Genomic DNA, 16,983 nt, shown 5'->3' on the forward strand with positions numbered 1-16,983 from the left:
AAACTGGAATAATTAACTGCAATTGGGATTTTTTTCATATTTTAGAAATTCTAACCTACAGAAACCCAAATAACCCAACAGCGAATATGGTGAAAACCCTGATAAAACTTGAAGTACTTAAAAGAATACGAGGGACTTCTTTTGCACGAAGTTTGGCCATAGGTATATTGATGCTATTCATAGGTATTTTATTATTGGGCTATTTATTATTATTTGGGCTATTCCTAAATAGGCTCGTTACAGATGTTTTAGAAAAGCCTGACGCGATAATTTTCATCAATAGCAACCTGCTTTATTTCTTTTTATTAGAGCTAATTTACAGGTATTTCATCCAACAATTGCCCGTAATCAATCTGGAAAACTATTTGCATTTACCAATTCCCAAATCCGGGATCATACATTCTTTACTGGCTTGCAGCTTCTTGTCTCCACTTAATATAGTGGCTTTGCTAATCTTTGGACCTTTTGCATATGTTGAGGTCATGGAAGTTTATGGTTTTGCGCCTGCAATGGTCTGGCTAGGAGCAATTTTATTGACCAGCTGGTCCATGCACTGGTTTGTCCTTTGGTTTAAACAAAGGTTTGAGGACAGCCTTACAGGAACCCTTGTAGTATTCAGTGCTCTTTTGGTAAGCATAGGTTCAAATTATTTTGGTTTATATGATTTGGGTGGCTTCTTTGAGCCGGTCTTTACCTTTGCTCTTGAAAACCCTGCCCCCATCGTTTTATTAGCTATTGTATTTATTTTAAGCTATTTTCTGTGCTTTGCATTTTACAGGCAAAATGCTTATTTGGAAGAGCTGGCAGAAGGAGAACATTTACAATTTGCCAATCAGGATTTAGGCTTTTTATCAAAATTCGGACTTGCCGGAGAAATGGCAAATCTGGAATGGAAACTCATCATCAGGCATAAGAAAAGCAGGACTTATCTAATGCTTTGCCTGTTTTTCTTACTATATGGATTGATTTTTTACACCAATCCAGCTTATCGGGTAGAAACAGGGTTTAGTTATTTATTTATTTTTGTAGGCACATTCATTACGGGAATTTTCATGCTGCAATACGGACAATTATTCCTAAGCTGGAATTCACCAACTTTTGATTTCTATACACACCAAAAAAATGGATTGCGCGCATTAGTTAGAGGAAAATACTTGCTATTTAGCGGCATCTCTTTTGCCTGTTTCATCCTTTCTGTACCTTATGTTTACTTTGGTTGGAATGTACTTTTCATACATTTGGCTACGTTTTTATTCAATATGGGGGTTACCATTCATCTGGTAATTTACCTTGCACTTTGGAAACCTAAGCCAATGAACCTCAACAAAGGCTCTATATTCAACTATGAAGGTATGGGACTTTCTCAATTCCTAATGATCATTCCTTTGGTAGCCGTCCCTTATGTGGTATTCTTACCGATGGCCTATTGGTTTGGAGACTATATTGGCTTGCTGGCCCTTGGTATAATTGGTGCTTTCGGTCTACTGGTATTCCCAATGATATCTACAAAGATGGCTGATGTGGTTGTAGATAAAAAGTATGAAATTTCCGCAGCATTTCGTCAAGAATTATGATAAAGATAAAGGACTTAAAAAAGATATACGGCAGCACGACTGTCCTTAACATTCCGGATCTTACCATTCCCAAAAGCCAATGTATTGGTCTTGTAGGGAATAATGGAGCAGGAAAAACTACCTTGTTTCGCATTATGCTGGACCTTGTCAGGGCCACAGAGGGTTTTGTAAGTGTAGATGAGGAAGAGGTAAACAAAGGTGAGCAATGGAAAACCAAAGTGGGGGCATACCTGGACGAAAACATGCTCCTTTCCTACCTTAGTCCTGAAGAATATTTCAAAGCACTGATAAAAATATATAGGCTTTCTGAAGAAGACCTTCAACTGCATCTTGACAAGTTTGCTGATTTTTTTAACGGAGAGATCCTAGGCTCAAAAAAATACATACGCGATCTTTCCAAAGGAAACATTAAAAAGGTAGGGATAGCGGCGGCTCTTTTAGGAAAACCGGAAGCTGTTTTGCTTGATGAGCCATTTGAAAACCTTGACCCAAGCTCTCAAATCAGGCTGAAAAAATTAATTTTGAAAGAAAAAGAAGAAAATTTGGTTACCTTTTTAATATCAAGCCATGATTTAAACCATGTTACCGAAATCTGCGAGAGAATTGTGCTTCTGGAAAAAGGTATCATTGTGAGAGACTTAGAAGACAAAAGTTCAATGACAGAAGCGTTAAACAATTACTTCAATGTTAGCTAATTTATCAAGACAAAGATTATGCTAGCAAACACCATTTAATCCACCCAAGGTTTTGTCAAAAAGAAACATGCCTGCATTGGTCAAAATATAGTATTAGTCCCATTTAAACTATATTGAGTTTCCCATATATTTTTTTCCGTTAAAATCGTTTAAATTACGATTTCAATTGAAACCAGAATACCTATGGCAAAAACAGAAAATCCAAATAGGAGAAAATTTATTAAAAAATCAGCATTGAGTTCGATGGCTGCACTTTTGGGTAGTAATATAGTCTTTGCCCTTCCTGAAAATTATACACCTGTTGCTTTGGAACAAGACAACGATCCGGGTAAACTTTTTGGAAAGCATAAAGACATGATTGTCTTGAATGACAAACCTTGGAACGTGGAATCAAGAGCCCATTTGTTGGACGATGATGTCACCCCTGCAGATAAAATGTTTATCAGAAATAACGGGCTGATTCCTGATAAAATCGATGTAGACAACTGGACCCTTACCGTAAAAGGTGAGGCCATGGGGGAAGAAAAAACCTACACCTTACAAGAACTTAAAACAAAATTCACTAATCACACCTACCAATTGGTTTTGGAATGCGGGGGAAATGGGAGAAAAGAATACTTCCCACCCGCAAAAGGAAATCAGTGGTCTTTGGGTGCCGTATCTTGTGCCAAATGGACCGGTATTCGACTTAGGGATTTGCTTGAAGATGCCGGAATAAAAGACAATGCAGTGTATATTGGTTACCATGGTGCCGACAAACACATCAGCAGAGATCCAAACAAAAACCCTATTTCCAGAGGTATCCCCATAGACAAAGCAATGGACGAACATACTATTTTGGCTTTTGCCATGAATGGAGAGGACATACCCATCGCTCATGGACACCCATTACGATTGATAGCTTCAGGATTTCCGGCATCTGTCTCAGGGAAGTGGCTGGAAGCCTTGTCTATTCGTGACAAAGTTCATGATGGGGAAAAAATGGCAGCCCCCTCCTATTCAATTCCCAAAACACCCGTAGAACCCGGTGCTAAGGTGAAAAATGAGGACATGAAAATCATAGAAAGCATGCCTGTTAAATCCCTGATTTCCTATCCGAAATCAGGCGCAATTATAGCTCCTGAACAAACTTTGGAAATAAGGGGACACGCATGGACAGGTGCAAAGCATATTACCGAGGTAGCGTATTCTATTGATTTTGGAGCCACCTGGCACAGTTGTAACCTTAAGCAAGCGCCCAACCAATATTCTTGGCAGCACTTTTCTGCTAAAATTAATTTTCCTGAAAAAGGATATTATGAAGTTTGGGCCAAAGCCACAGACAACGAAGGCATCAGCCAACCAATGGTTACGCCGGGCTGGAATCCTAAAGGATACCTGAACAATGCATGTCATAGAATCGCCATAAAAGTTGCCTAATGGGAAAATCGAGAGCAATCATTGCCACAATATTAATCACATTATTAGCCGTTGGAGCTTATTTTTGGTCTACCAAAGACAAAGTCCCCTCCGATGGTGAATTTGTTGCTGCTGACGCACCGGTGGATGCCAACCCCATGGCATCAGAAATAGTGGATGGAATTCATGTACCAACAGGACTAATCGCTGATGAAGGCCTTAATTTGGTTATCGCCAATTGCACAGCCTGTCATTCTGCTAAGTTAGTCACCCAAAACTATGCTGACCGTGAAGGTTGGGAAAAAATGATCAGGTGGATGCAAAGCTCCCAAAACCTTTGGGACCTGGGCACCCAAGAAGAGGTAATTCTTGATTATTTGTCCAAGAATTACGCCCCTGGAAGTGCTTCACAAAGCAAAGGAGGCCGAAGGGCACCTTTAGGAGACATCGAATGGTATGAATTGAAAAATTAATTCAACCTAGATTTTATAATAGGATTCATAATACCCGTCCTGAGCTTTCTCAAGGAATATTACAATCACAAGTAAATCAGACTGTTTGGAATTTTATTTTAGCCTAGCATCGCTAAAATAAAATTCCAAACAGCATCAAAATGGCTGATTTTAGAGTGATTTCAGCACCTAGTTTTAGCCTATTGCAATATTTCGAGTTCAAGGTCTTTCTGCAACAAAAATTTGCACATGGCCTTCAACATCCTTGTTGAAGGCTATTTTTTTACCGTCATTGGAATAATTGATAGCATAAGGTGCTGTGTCAAATGTTTCTGTTATTGCAGAAGCTTTGCTGGGATTCATCCCTTCATCTACGGTATTGACATAAACTTGATTGTTGCAGACATAAGCAAACTCCTTAGCCTTAGGATGCCACCGTACTGTACTCTGCACTGAGGTATCATGAAAAGACACTTGCTTGGGTTCCCCTCCAATGGCAGGAATTAAAAAGACCTGGTCAATCCCGTTTTCATCCTTGGCCAAATAAGATAAGAATACCCCATCCATTGACGAAGTCACCCAATGCCTGAAATCCGTGGTAACACCCGGATATTTCGCGTTCTCAGTATAAGTAAGCCTCCTAACTTCTGCTCCTGCCGGTGGCATAGGCATGGTAGTAGAAGTTCCTGCCAGTGGACCTTCCGGGCCTTCAATATCAATTTCCTCAGGAATATCCACTATAAAAACTTCGGTTAATTTCTTTCCTTTTTCCGTCTTTAGATCACCTAGGAAAGCTCTGGCCATTTGTCGGCTGCCATCTGCTTTTTGATAACCTTTTTGCCCAACCCACCAATCACTATAAGCCTTACTGATTTCCTCTTTACCCGGGCGAGGATTTGGCACTACTTTTACAACTAAAACTGAAAACCATTCTCCTTGAAAATTTTCAGCTTTTTTAGTTGAGACGCTTGGACTTTTCAGGTTTCTTTTGGACACGCCTACCGTCCTTAAATTGTACGTCTCACCCGTTTTTTCCTCCAAATCATACATTAAGGCATCATTATAGGTATAACCTAACCAATTCCCATCGCCACTCCACTGATGCCGATGCGTGCCCCCTCTTAAAGCCCCTGCAGTAAATGGCGCTTCAACATCTCTGCTATCCATCCAATAGGACGAATTGGTGGTTTCATCCACAATCCTCCCCAGCCTTCGATGCATGGCATATGGCTTTTCTTTGCTGGATGGAGGCAATCCATGAATAAATACAAGTTCATTTTTACTTGGATGATAACTAACTGCCCCCACTCCGGGACCATATTCATTGGCATGTGTGGTTTGATAAACAACTTTGGTCTTACCACTTTCCACATTTACTTTTTCTATGATGGCATTTTCTCCTATTCCACCTTCATTTGGTCTAGTGTCATAAACAATCCAGACATCATCAGGTGAAAAATTCTGATTATTGTCCATGGCATGATTCTTTTTTTGATGGGTCAATTGCTTGACTTGCCAAAGTTCTTGAGAAAAAAGCGTTGAGGTAACCATAATGAACAATGCAGTAAAAAGATAATTTTTTGGTTTATTTAAGGTCATTTGTAAAGTTTCTTAAAATTTAACTTTCCAATATACGGCAGATTGATAAAATAGTACCAATGTTTTTATACAGGTTCCGGCATTTGCTGCTTTTTTATCTCACCTATTTTAATAATATTTCCGCTTGAAAGACAAAATCCCTGACCTTATGAAATATTTTTATTTGTTGTTTCTATTTTTAATCATCGCATTTGCAGGCAGTGCTCAGGAAATCCACTGGGAAAACACTGCTCCCGGAGTATGGAAAGGCACTTTGGGAGAAGCTGAAAAATACGATCTATTGACTGCCTCAGGTGCCGTCCCCAATTCAACTGCTTTGGCCAAATTGGGCAAGCCCCTTTTCCCCCTAAATAAAGATAAAATTTCCGGTAAATTACAAGATGGCAAAACCTATCTTCAATTGCCACTTGAAAAAGGAGAAGAGATTTATGGTTTCGGATTAAATTTTAAAACCATTCATCAAAGAGGAAGGATAATGCGCCTGCATGTGGACCATTATGGAGGCCAAGACAATGGAAGAACCCATGCCCCTGTTCCATTTTATGTCACAAGTGAAGGCTATGGGGTTTTTATCAATTCTGCAAGATATCTGGACATCTATGCAGGTAGTGCTTCAAGACTTGACAGTGACAATCCTGCAGAGGCATTGGACAGAAACACAGACCCTGCCTGGACCGCCTCGCCATATTCTGATGCAGTGGAAGTTTTGGTACCTGCAGGCGGTGTGGAATTTTATATTTTTGCTGGCCCCACTATGTTAGAGGCCGTTCAGCGCTTCAATTTATTCAATGGAGGAGGCCCAATTCCTCCTCGATGGGGACTAGGCTTTACACAAAGGGTTCACCGACTTTATGACCAAAAACAGGTATTGGCGGAAGCTGAGGAATTTGAAACCAAGGGATTTCCTTTGGATTTCATTGGCCTTGAACCGGGCTGGCAAAGCAAATCCTATCCAAATACTTTCGCTTGGGATCCCACAAGATTCCCTCATCCTGAAAAGCTCATACAGCAGCTAAAGGACAAAAATATCAGTTTAAATCTTTGGATCAACCCTTATGTCTCTCCGGAGGCTGACTTTTACGACACCCTTAAACCCTATTATGGCAGCCATTCGGTTTGGGCCGGCGCAGTTCCTGACCTTAGCATACCCGAAGCTCAGGCTTTGTATTGGGAAACCTTTAAAAAAAACCATATTCTTCCCGGAGTAGGAGGATATAAGATTGATGAAGTGGATGGCTATGATCGTTGGCTCTGGCCGGATGTGGCTCAATTCCCTTCAGGACTGGCTGCCGAACAAGTCCGTCAGACGTATGGTCTGCTGGTACAAAAGCAATCAAGTCAGCTTTTTCGTGATCAAAACCGGCGCACCTACGGTTTGGTAAGGGCTTCCAATGGAGGTGGCGTTGCTTTTCCCTATGTCATCTACAATGATTATTATGACCACAAAGATTTTATCACTGCCCTTATAAACAGTGGATTTTCGGGATTATTATGGACTCCAGAAGCAAGGGCATCCAAAAGCGCAGAAGAGTGGTTGAGAAGGTTTCAAACTGTAGTGTTTTCACCCATGGCCATGATCAATGCCTGGGCCAGCAACACCAAACCCTGGTCTTATCCTGAGGTGGCTGATGAGGTAAAGGAAATGGCACTGTTGAGAATGAAGATGATGCCTTATTGGTACAGTAGTTTTGCTAAATACCATTTTGAAGGAATCCCTCCATTTCGCGCCATGCAGCTGGAATCAGGTTTTACCATTCAAGCCCAGGGCCCAACAGATAGCCTTAAAGACCTTGAAGACAATCCCTATAAAGAAGCAGTTAAAAAGGAGCTTACTGACCAGTATATGGCCGGACCTTTCTTATTGGTGGCACCGCTATTTGCCGGTGAGGAAAGCCGCAGTGTAGTCTTACCTAAAGGCAATTGGTACGACTTTTATACCGGAAAATTCGTCGGAAACGGAGAAATAATCACTGTCAATGCCCGTATGGACCAAATCCCTGTATTTGTAAAGGATGGTGGAATTATTCCCATGATGAAATCCCGATTACATGCTCCGGAAAAGGGAGAGCGGTATGATCTGGAAATTTACCATTATGGGACCTCTCCAGGCCACTTTACTTTGTATGATGACGATGGAATTTCCTATGATTACGAAAAAGGGCATTATTCTTGGAGAGAAATTAATGTAAGAATAGGGAGTGATGGACAGTGGAAAGGATCCGTATCTCCTGCCAAAGCTCAAAAACCTGACAATATTGGCAAGATTCGCTGGATATTTATGACTGAAAGCAATGGACACAATCCAGTAAAATAGACCTTTCACCTATCTTCACAGATAGGAGGTAAATGAAAAATTCTATGGGAAGGATAATAATTTCAATACTGGAATTATATGAATCACTTTAATTTTAAGCAGGTAAAATGAGTCCGGAAATTTATCATAGAATTGCATACTTATCATGTAAAAAAAACACAATTTAATTAAAAGAGTTAGTGCCGGAAATAGGACCCAAACTAGTGAAACAATTATCTCCTCACATTGGTTAATTTAAAGTAGGTCTTCAATTCAAGCCTATTATTTCCAATGCCATACTTTTAAATAATGGAGCGTTCGCAACGCTCATTTATTAGCTTTTAGCAGAGCGTACATTTGCATTTTAATTACGACAAAAAACAAGACGATGAAAAAAAAACTACAATTTAAAAGGAACATTTTCACTTATATAACAGCCTTAGTTATCCTTTCGGGAGCTTTTGCATGCTCCACCAAGGTCACCTTCCCTGTTTCAAGTGTAGTCCCTGCTGCAGAACCTGTCGCCTCGATTAATAAAACCAAGGAAGGGGCTTACCTAGTGAAACTTGACATCAACAATTTAGCCCTTCCGGAACGTCTTTCTCCACCAAAAAAACATTATATAGTATGGATAGAGGCGCCGGGACAAGGGCTTATTAGGCTGGGAGAAATCTCCAACAATAGTGGTATGTTTAAGAACCGGGGAAAAGCATCTTTTGAAAAGGAAACGAGGCACAAACCCGCAATGCTACTTGTAACAGCCGAAAATAGCTTAGACATCAGCTATCCTGGTTCCAATGTAATACTGAAAAGTAAGCCATTTGAATTAAAATAATTATAAAAATAAAGAGGACGTTTTTAAAAGAATAATATTATTTAATAATTATCAATTACAGATTTAAATACTTTTTCAAAATTTAATTCTTACTTTTGCATCTTAATTTAATTTCACATGCAGAGTATTCGAAATATTGCAATTATTGCACACGTTGACCACGGAAAGACAACCTTGGTAGACAAAATTATACACGCCTCTAAAATTTTCAGGGAAAATCAGCAGTTTGAAGACCTAATATTGGATAACAATGACCTGGAAAGAGAGAGGGGGATTACCATTTTATCAAAAAATGTTTCTGTAAGGTACAAGGATACCAAGATAAACATTATTGATACTCCCGGTCACGCCGATTTTGGTGGTGAAGTAGAGCGGGTTTTAAAAATGGCTGACGGTGTAATTCTTTTGGTCGACGCTTTTGAAGGACCCATGCCACAAACCCGTTTTGTGTTAGGCAAAGCATTAGAGCTAGGTCTTACCCCTATCGTAGTAATCAACAAGGTGGACAAAGAAAACTGTCGTCCTGATGAAGTTCATGAAGCCGTTTTTGAATTGATGTTCAACTTGGACGCTACTGAAGAGCAACTTGAATTTCACACACTGTATGGCTCTGCCAAGAACAACTGGATGGGTGAAGATTGGAAGAATCCAAATGACAGCATTCTACCTCTTTTAGATGCAGTAGTTAAATATATTCCTGAACCGAAAATCGACGAAGGAACCACTCAAATGCAAATCACTTCTTTAGACTTTTCAAATTTCGTTGGTCGTATAGCCATTGGTAGGGTGAAGAGAGGAAGCATTAAAGAAGGTCAGCAATACGGCCTTTGCAAAGAAGATGGTGTTGTTAAGCGAGTTAAAGTTAAAGAACTTCATGTTTTCGAAGGTCTAGGTAAAAATAAAGTAACAGAAGTCCAGGCAGGTGACATTTGCGCCATCACAGGTGTAGAAGGTTTTGACATTGGAGACACCATTGCGGATCTTGAAAACCCGGAACCTTTAGAAAGGATTTCGATTGACGAGCCTACCATGAACATGCTTTTCACCATTAACAACTCTCCTTTCTTTGGAAAAGAAGGTAAGTTTGTTACTTCTCGCCATTTGAGAGAAAGGCTTATGAAGGAAACGGAGAAAAACCTTGCTTTGAGGGTTGAACCAACTGATAGTGAAGATAAATTCTTGGTATATGGTAGAGGCATTCTGCATTTGTCAGTACTGATTGAAACCATGCGAAGAGAAGGATATGAATTACAAGTAGGCCAGCCACAGGTAATTTATAGAACGATAGATGGAGTGAAGCATGAGCCTATCGAAACCTTGGTGGTAGACGTTCCTGAATCGTCTGCAGGAAAAGTCATTGAACTAGCTACACAAAGAAAAGGAGAGCTTTTGGTAATGGAGCCAAAAGGTGATTTACAACATCTTGAGTTTAGCATTCCATCCAGAGGATTGATTGGGTTGAGGAATAATGTATTGACTGCCACACAAGGCGAAGCAATCATGAACCACCGTTTTGCTTCCTACGAACCATTTAAAGGTACAATTCCAGGTAGAATTAACGGTTCATTGATATCAATGGAATCCGGGCAATGTACTGCTTATGCCATCGATAAATTACAAGATAGAGGAATCTTTTTTGTAGATCCAGGAGATGAACTTTATACCGGTATGGTAATTGGGGAGCACTCTAGAGACAATGACATTGTGGTAAACGTCAAGAAAGGCAAGCAACTCACTAATATGCGTGCTTCCGGATCGGATAACAATGCAAAGATTGCACCCGCAAAAAAATTCTCTTTAGAAGAATCTATGGAATACATCCAAAAAGATGAATACCTAGAAATTACTCCGAAAAGCATACGGATGAGAAAAATTCATTTGGAAGAAAATGAAAGAAATAGAGCAGCAAAAGCACAAAATGCTTAATTAATTATAAAGGGTAGATTTAAAATCTACCCTTTTTTTTTCTTAAATGTTCAGCAGATACTTTGAATTTGATTAGTTTTATGTTTCAATCAACCCAAAGAACCATGTAGCTATTTATACCCATTCTCCGGGTTTGGTCTTAAAATGAAATAAACTTATGAAAAAAATTGCAGTTTATACCTCAGGTGGGGATTCGCCCGGAATGAACGCTTGTGTCAGGGCAGTAGTAAGGACAGGAATTTATCATGATCTGGATGTCTACAGCATCAAATACGGATACGATGGCATTATCAATGGGAACATTACAAAAATGGAGTCCCACTCGGTTAGCAACATACTTCAAAGAGGCGGAACCATATTAAAATCCGCAAGAAGCAATGAGTTTCGCACCAAAGAAGGAAGGAAAAAAGCCTATGATCAATTGTCCAAGCACGGTATAGATGGGCTGGTAGCCATAGGTGGCGATGGTACATTCACCGGTGCTAAAGTATTTTACGAGGAATTCGGAATTCCGGTAGTTGGCTGCCCCGGCACCATTGATAACGACATCTATGGCACGGATTACACCATTGGTTTCGACACAGCAGTAAATACAGCCTTGGAAGCCATCGATAAGATCAGGGATACAGCGGCAGCACATGACCGTGTCTTTTTTGTAGAAGTAATGGGCAGAGACAGCGGTTACATTGCTGTTGAGTGCGCCATAGGAGGAGGAGCAGAAGTAGTGATGGTACCTGAAACCATAACCACTTCCAAACAAGTATCTGATTACTTAAAAAATTTAAGAGAATCTAAAACTTCAAGCATAGTGGTGGTGGCAGAAGGAGATGAAGAAGGAGATGCAGCCACCATTATGGCAAAGGTGAAATCCGAGTTCGTAGGCGAAGAAGAAAAGAAATTTAAAGTAACCACTCTTGGTCATATTCAGCGAGGCGGAAGCCCCACAGCCAAAGACAGGCTTTTGGGTAGCCGAAGCGGCTTAGCGGCAGTAGAGGGCTTGCTTAATGGTAAATTCAACTGCATGGCCGGTATAATCAACGATCAGGTCGTTTACACTCCTTTTGAGGATTGTATCAATAAGAGCAAGCCATTAAATAAAGACTACCTAAGGTTGCAAGAGATCTTAAGTATATAATATGGGTTTTATTCCAATTTTCATCACACTGGGAGGTTTTGTTTTTTTGTTTATAATGTTGGTACATCAAAATTTAAAACAAAAGAAAAACAAAATTCAGCATGAATTGAGCATCATTTCCTCCGAATTTAAAACCATTTCAAACCTGGCAAACAAAGGTTTACCTGATCCGAATGTGCATACAATCGAGGAAGCAATAAAAACTTTACAGACAATTGGTGGAATGGAGAATTCAGTTGAATATCAGAACCAAGCCACAGGTATCCGACAAAAACTTGGGGAAATAAAAAGAGTTCGATACGAGCACAACAAACTTATCGAAACCAAACCTTATTCTTTTGCCGCTAAATTAACGGGACATCAGGCCCTATAATCCTGTACTAGGGAAAGTATACCATTGATATCATCAGGATGAAACCAATGGTATGCTTCATCCCTTTTTAACCAGGTCACCTGTCTCTTGGCATATCTTCTGGAATTTCTTTTAAGGAGTCTGATGGCTTCGTCTTTGTCATACTCCCCTTCCAGGTAGCCAAAAATTTCTTTGTAGCCGACAGTATTCAATGCATTCCTATTTTTGAAGGGGTACATTTCTTCAGCTTCTATAAAGAGCCCATCGGCAATCATTTTATCCATTCGACTGTCTATCCTTTGGTAAAGCTCCTCCCTATCTCTATTCAAGGCAATCTTGATCGTTTTGAAAGGACGTTTTACTTTCTTCCGAACCCTAAATTCACTAAAAGCCTTACCCGTACCTTGGCAAACCTCCAAAGCTCGAATCAAACGCTGCGGGTTTTGCAGATCTACATTTTCATAATAGTCGGGATCTAGTTTTTTCAACATTTCCTGAAGCGGAGCAATACCTTCTTTGACAAATAGCAAGTTTAACTCCTGTCGAATTTCTGGAGCTATTATAGGCATTTCATCCAAACCATTTACTACGGCATCCGTATATAAACCTGAACCTCCAGTTAATAGGAGTAGGTCTTTCCTTTTAAACAAATCACCTATACAGGAAAGTGCCTCAATCTCGTATGATCTAACGTCATAATGATCGTGGATGGATTTATTGCCAATAAAATAGTGGGGCACCATGTCCAATTCTTCCTTGCTGGGCTTGGCAGTTCCTATATTAATTTCTTGAAAAAATTGTCTACTATCGGAGGATATTATGACAGTATTAAATTTTTTGGCTAAATTTATGCACAAATCAGTTTTTCCAACAGCTGTTGGGCCTGCTATCACCAGAATTATTTTATTCAAAGGAGTCAAAATTTAGCTTTATATTTTAGAACTCCGAATTTAAGAAAATTCGACCATGAAAAACAAAAAAGTCTTGATCGTAGACGACAATGCTCTAAATAGAAAAGTTTTTGAGAATGTAATCGGACACAATTATTTTTTCGAATCTGCAGGTGATGGACAGGAGGCCATAGCACTCCTAAAAGAAAACGAGTACGACATTGTGTTAATGGACATTCAAATGCCCAAACTTGATGGTATTAGTTGTTTAAAAATCATCAAAGAAGAAGAGATAGCAGATATTCCTGTGATCGCCATTTCTGCTTATTCCAATCAAGGAGACCGAGAATATTTTTTATCAACAGGGTTTGATGACTTTATTGCTAAGCCGGTAAAGCCAAAAGACCTTCTGGAAACAATTCATTTTCATCTTAACCATCAGAAGAACCGGGTAGTCATTTCAGAAAAAGACAAAGACATTGATGTGGACATAAATGAATCTGTCATCCAACAATTATTGAAGTATCACAGTCTGGAGAACATTAAATCTGTGTACCAAGATTTCTTAGAAGAAGCCGAAAACCTCACCGAAGAAATAAAATTATTGGCAGATTTTAATAAATTTGAAGAAATTGGTGAAAAACTTCACATATTGAAAGGGAATTCAGGAACACTGGGTATAAATGTGATGTATAGAGTTACTGCTTTGTTCGAAAATAAGATTAAAAATTCCTCGACAGAAGCAATGACCGAAGACATTGACCTATTGGAAAGCAGTCTTAGTAAATTTAAGACCTTGGTTGAAAATGATAAAATTTTTATAAAATATGAGTGAAGCAAAAAAAGTATTGGTAGCTGAAGACAGCTCAGTAATTATCAATCTAACAAAGAATGTTCTTTCTTTTGAGAATTTTTCAATTACCGCTGTTAAGAATGGCCAGCAAGTTTTAAACAAACTCGCCGAGGAGGATTTTGATTTAATCCTTATGGATATCAATATGCCTGTAATGGATGGCATAGTTTGCACCAAGGCGATCAGAAATCTTTCGGACCCTGTTAAGTCCAAAATCCCTATAATCGCCATTACAGGGAATTATAAAAATTTCACCCTTGATGACTTTAAAAAAGCAGGGTTGGATGACTACGTCCAGAAACCTTTGGATTATGACTTGTTATTGTCAACTGTGAAAAAACATATTTATAAGTAAAATGCCCATAAAATACACCAAAAACTTTTTGGACAAACTGGAGAATATCTTTGCTTCATCAGATTATCACCTGAGGTATGAGAAGGGCAATTTTAAATCCGGTTTTTGTATTTTAAAGGAAACCAAAATTGTAATTATTAATAAATATTTCACCTTAGAAGGCAAAATCAATGCATTATTAGATATTCTCAAGATGCTTGATTTCAATCCTCAGTCCTTTAAAGATCAAAAACAACAGGATTTCCTAATTGAACTTAAACAAACAGAATTGAAGCTTTGAATATCACATTTTTAGGAACCGGAACCTCCCAAGGAGTTCCGGTAATCGGTTGTACCTGTAATGTTTGTTCCTCCTTGGATTATAGAGACAAGCGACTTAGGTCTTCCATACACCTTGACATAAATGGGAAAAGTATAGTTATTGACACAGGACCGGATTTTCGGACCCAAATGCTCAGGGCCCCAATTACCCAATTAGATGCAGTAGTATATACCCACGAGCATAAAGACCATACGGCCGGACTTGATGATATAAGACCATTTAATTTCAAGCAGCAAATGGACATTCCTTTGTATGGAACTGCCCAAGTGCTGGATCAAATCAAAAGGGAGTTTTCCTATATATTTGCACCATCGAAATACCCCGGAGTACCCAAAGTAATTTTAAATGAAATCACAAATACTCCATTCCAAATCAGTGATATTCAATTTAATCCCATTCAGGTGATGCACCACAAACTTCCAGTCTTGGGATACAGGATTGGGGATTTTACCTATATTACTGATGCAAATTACGTCTCTCCTGAAGAAGTAAAAAAAATAAAAGGGAGTAAGGTTCTCGTTATCAACGCACTACAAATTAAACCACACATCTCCCACTTCACACTTGCGGAAGCTCTGGAGTTCATTAAAATTATTGGTCCCGAAAAAGCTTTCCTAACCCACATAAGCCATCAAATGGGAACCCATAGAGAGGTAAGCAGCTCGCTTCCTCCCAATGTTGAAATTGCATTTGACGGCATGAAATTGCAACTATAATATGCACTTGAATTACCATTTTTTTAAGTTTTTATGCCCAGCAATTAAAAGTGAGATTTTAGGAGGCAATATTGTGGCTTGTTTTTCTCAAAACAAAGAGGAGTTAATTATTGAAATACAGACAAAGGATGACCATCCCTTTTTTATTAGGGCTTTGCTATTGCCTTCCAACCCTTGTCTAAGTTTTCCAAAAGATTTTAAGAGAAGCAAAAAAAACAATGTAGATCTTTTCCCTGAAGTAATAGGTAAAAAGATTACTGAACTACATCTACTCAGCTACGAGCGGGCCTTTTATTTCATTTTGGATGACCAGCAGGCATTGCTGTTTAAAATGCATGGAAGCCGATCCAACATTCTATTATTTACAGAAAAAGATGATCTTCCTTCAAACCTTTTCAGAAAAGAACTCAAAGAAGACCAAGCCATAAAAATTCGTGACTTAGAAAAAGAACTGACACTTACATGGGAGAGATTCCAGCAACTGGATGGCAATGCATCTCAGTTTTTACCCACCCTAGGCAAGCTCCCTAGGGCTTGGTTAAAAGAAGCAGGTTATCTGGAAGCCGATCTCGAAGAGAGGTTTTCATTGATGACCGAGTTACTGGAGATGATGGAAGTGCCATTTTTTTCGATTTTCAAGAAAAATGACAATTACCTACTCAGCCTATTGCCTTGCCAATCAGCTATTGCAAGCACAGCTGACCCACTTGAGGCATGCAATCTTTATTTTCAGAAAGCCGTTGTAAGGAAAAACTTTGAAACAATAAAAAACCAATTGCTCCGAACACTTAATGAGCGTCGAAAAAAAACATTGAATTACATCCATAAAACCAGGGAAAAACTTGAGAGTATGGAGAAGGAACCTCCTCCAAGCCAAACAGCTGATGTAATCATGGCCAACCTCCACCAAATTCCTCCCGGAGCGAATCAAGTAGATCTTTTTGATTTTTATTTAAACACCAACCGGGAAATAAATTTAAAAAGAGGGCTTAGCCCCCAAAAGTTCGCGGAGCAACTATATAAAAAGAGCAAGAATAAGAAAATTGAGTTTGACCAACTGAGAAAAAACCTTTCCCAGAAGGAAAAGGAGTTGGATGAAATTGCGAAAGAAGAGGAAGAGGTAAACCAGTCTGAGGATTTTAGATCCATAAAGTCATTGCTCAAAAAAGGTGATAAATTTTCTACTGCAAAACAACAGGTACAACTGCCCTATAAGCGGTTTGAAGTTGAGGGGTTTGAGGTATGGGTTGGGAAATCAGCAAAGGCCAATGATGAATTATTGAGAAGGTATACTTGGAAAGAGGACATCTGGCTACACGCCAAGGACGTTTCAGGCTCTCACGTGATCATCAAGACCCAATCAGGCATGAACCCAACCAAATCTGTTTTAGAACGCGCAGCGGCCTTGGCTGCCCATTACTCCAAGAACAAAACTGCTTCTCTAGCCCCAGTCATGTACACCCCTTGTAAATATGTCAGGAAGGTAAAAGGTTCCCTTCCAGGTGCTGTAATGGTGGATCGTGAAAAAGTCATTTTAATTAAACCTGAGGGACCGGAAGAAATTTAAATAAAAGATACCGAATTCTCT

The 16,983-nt window shown here is 39.3% G+C and carries 16 protein-coding genes; 14 read left to right on the forward strand and 2 right to left on the reverse strand.

The genetic code is table 11. The features are described 5' to 3' along the window. Window positions 1-86 precede the first annotated feature (86 nt). The 4 genes from ACYVHJ_RS03940 (at window position 87) to ACYVHJ_RS03955 (ending at window position 4,140) form a co-directional block, all read left to right on the forward strand. A complete protein-coding gene (locus ACYVHJ_RS03940; protein ID WP_339902539.1) occupies window positions 87-1,574 on the forward strand; it encodes a DUF5687 family protein in 1,488 nt (495 codons plus the stop codon). After that, the gene (locus tag ACYVHJ_RS03945) at window positions 1,571-2,269 is read left to right on the forward strand and encodes an ABC transporter ATP-binding protein (RefSeq protein WP_460512742.1); all 699 of its coding nucleotides are present in this window, start codon (window positions 1,571-1,573) and stop codon (window positions 2,267-2,269) included. The genes ACYVHJ_RS03940 and ACYVHJ_RS03945 overlap by 4 nt, the downstream gene beginning before the upstream one ends. A 183-nt stretch (window positions 2,270-2,452) precedes the next feature. After that, window positions 2,453-3,688: a sulfite oxidase gene (locus ACYVHJ_RS03950; RefSeq protein WP_460512744.1), complete on the forward strand. Its 1,236-nt coding sequence runs from the start codon at window positions 2,453-2,455 to the stop codon at window positions 3,686-3,688. Further along, window positions 3,688-4,140 (forward strand): hypothetical protein, encoded by a 453-nt coding sequence (locus tag ACYVHJ_RS03955; protein WP_460512746.1) that lies wholly within the window; start codon window positions 3,688-3,690, stop codon window positions 4,138-4,140. The genes ACYVHJ_RS03950 and ACYVHJ_RS03955 overlap by 1 nt, the downstream gene beginning before the upstream one ends. 198 nt (window positions 4,141-4,338) lie before the next feature. Here the strand turns inward: ACYVHJ_RS03955 and ACYVHJ_RS03960 are convergent, their stop codons facing one another. After that, window positions 4,339-5,718, reverse strand: coding sequence for a DUF3748 domain-containing protein (locus ACYVHJ_RS03960; RefSeq protein ID WP_460512748.1), 1,380 nt, complete (start codon window positions 5,716-5,718; stop codon window positions 4,339-4,341). 148 nt (window positions 5,719-5,866) lie between these two features. On the opposite strand from ACYVHJ_RS03960, the gene ACYVHJ_RS03965 reads away from it, so the two are divergent. From ACYVHJ_RS03965 to ACYVHJ_RS03985, 5 genes are all read left to right on the forward strand, one after another. After that, entirely contained in the window at window positions 5,867-8,032 is a 2,166-nt protein-coding gene (locus ACYVHJ_RS03965; protein WP_460512750.1) for a glycoside hydrolase family 31 protein, read from the forward strand. 367 nt (window positions 8,033-8,399) lie between these two features. Further along, window positions 8,400-8,846, forward strand: coding sequence for a hypothetical protein (locus ACYVHJ_RS03970; protein ID WP_460512752.1), 447 nt, complete (start codon window positions 8,400-8,402; stop codon window positions 8,844-8,846). Between the two features lie 117 nt (window positions 8,847-8,963). Then, window positions 8,964-10,772, forward strand: coding sequence for a translational GTPase TypA (typA, locus tag ACYVHJ_RS03975; protein ID WP_339901858.1), 1,809 nt, complete (start codon window positions 8,964-8,966; stop codon window positions 10,770-10,772). A gap of 157 nt (window positions 10,773-10,929) precedes the next feature. Further along, window positions 10,930-11,907, forward strand: coding sequence for an ATP-dependent 6-phosphofructokinase (gene pfkA, locus ACYVHJ_RS03980; RefSeq protein WP_460512755.1), 978 nt, complete (start codon window positions 10,930-10,932; stop codon window positions 11,905-11,907). Between the two features lie 55 nt (window positions 11,908-11,962). Continuing rightward, the gene (locus ACYVHJ_RS03985; protein ID WP_460512757.1) at window positions 11,963-12,280 is read left to right on the forward strand and encodes a hypothetical protein; all 318 of its coding nucleotides are present in this window, start codon (window positions 11,963-11,965) and stop codon (window positions 12,278-12,280) included. Here ACYVHJ_RS03985 and miaA read toward each other — a convergent pair. Then, a complete protein-coding gene (miaA, locus tag ACYVHJ_RS03990) occupies window positions 12,268-13,179 on the reverse strand; it encodes a tRNA (adenosine(37)-N6)-dimethylallyltransferase (protein WP_460512759.1) in 912 nt (303 codons plus the stop codon). The genes ACYVHJ_RS03985 and miaA overlap by 13 nt on opposite strands. Before the next feature lie 46 nt (window positions 13,180-13,225). On the opposite strand from miaA, the gene ACYVHJ_RS03995 reads away from it, so the two are divergent. The 5 genes from ACYVHJ_RS03995 to ACYVHJ_RS04015 are packed head-to-tail and all read left to right on the forward strand — an operon-like array spanning window position 13,226 to window position 16,962. Then, complete coding sequence (locus ACYVHJ_RS03995; RefSeq protein WP_339901862.1) at window positions 13,226-13,984, forward strand: Hpt domain-containing response regulator; 759 nt, start codon at window positions 13,226-13,228, stop codon at window positions 13,982-13,984. Further along, window positions 13,977-14,357, forward strand: a complete 381-nt coding sequence (locus tag ACYVHJ_RS04000) for a response regulator (protein WP_339901863.1) — start codon at window positions 13,977-13,979, stop codon at window positions 14,355-14,357. Before ACYVHJ_RS03995 ends, ACYVHJ_RS04000 begins: the two co-directional genes overlap by 8 nt. Window position 14,358: 1 nt before the next feature. After that, the gene (locus tag ACYVHJ_RS04005; protein ID WP_014018604.1) at window positions 14,359-14,637 is read left to right on the forward strand and encodes a hypothetical protein; all 279 of its coding nucleotides are present in this window, start codon (window positions 14,359-14,361) and stop codon (window positions 14,635-14,637) included. Beyond that, a complete protein-coding gene (locus ACYVHJ_RS04010; protein ID WP_460512762.1) occupies window positions 14,634-15,395 on the forward strand; it encodes an MBL fold metallo-hydrolase in 762 nt (253 codons plus the stop codon). Before ACYVHJ_RS04005 ends, ACYVHJ_RS04010 begins: the two co-directional genes overlap by 4 nt. Before the next feature lies 1 nt (window position 15,396). Continuing rightward, window positions 15,397-16,962 carry an NFACT RNA binding domain-containing protein gene (locus ACYVHJ_RS04015; RefSeq protein ID WP_460512764.1) on the forward strand — a complete coding sequence of 522 codons (1,566 nt, stop codon included), beginning with the start codon at window positions 15,397-15,399 and terminating at the stop codon, window positions 16,960-16,962. The last annotated feature ends 21 nt before the right edge of the window (window positions 16,963-16,983 follow it).

This window comes from Cyclobacterium sediminis (assembly GCF_054781075.1).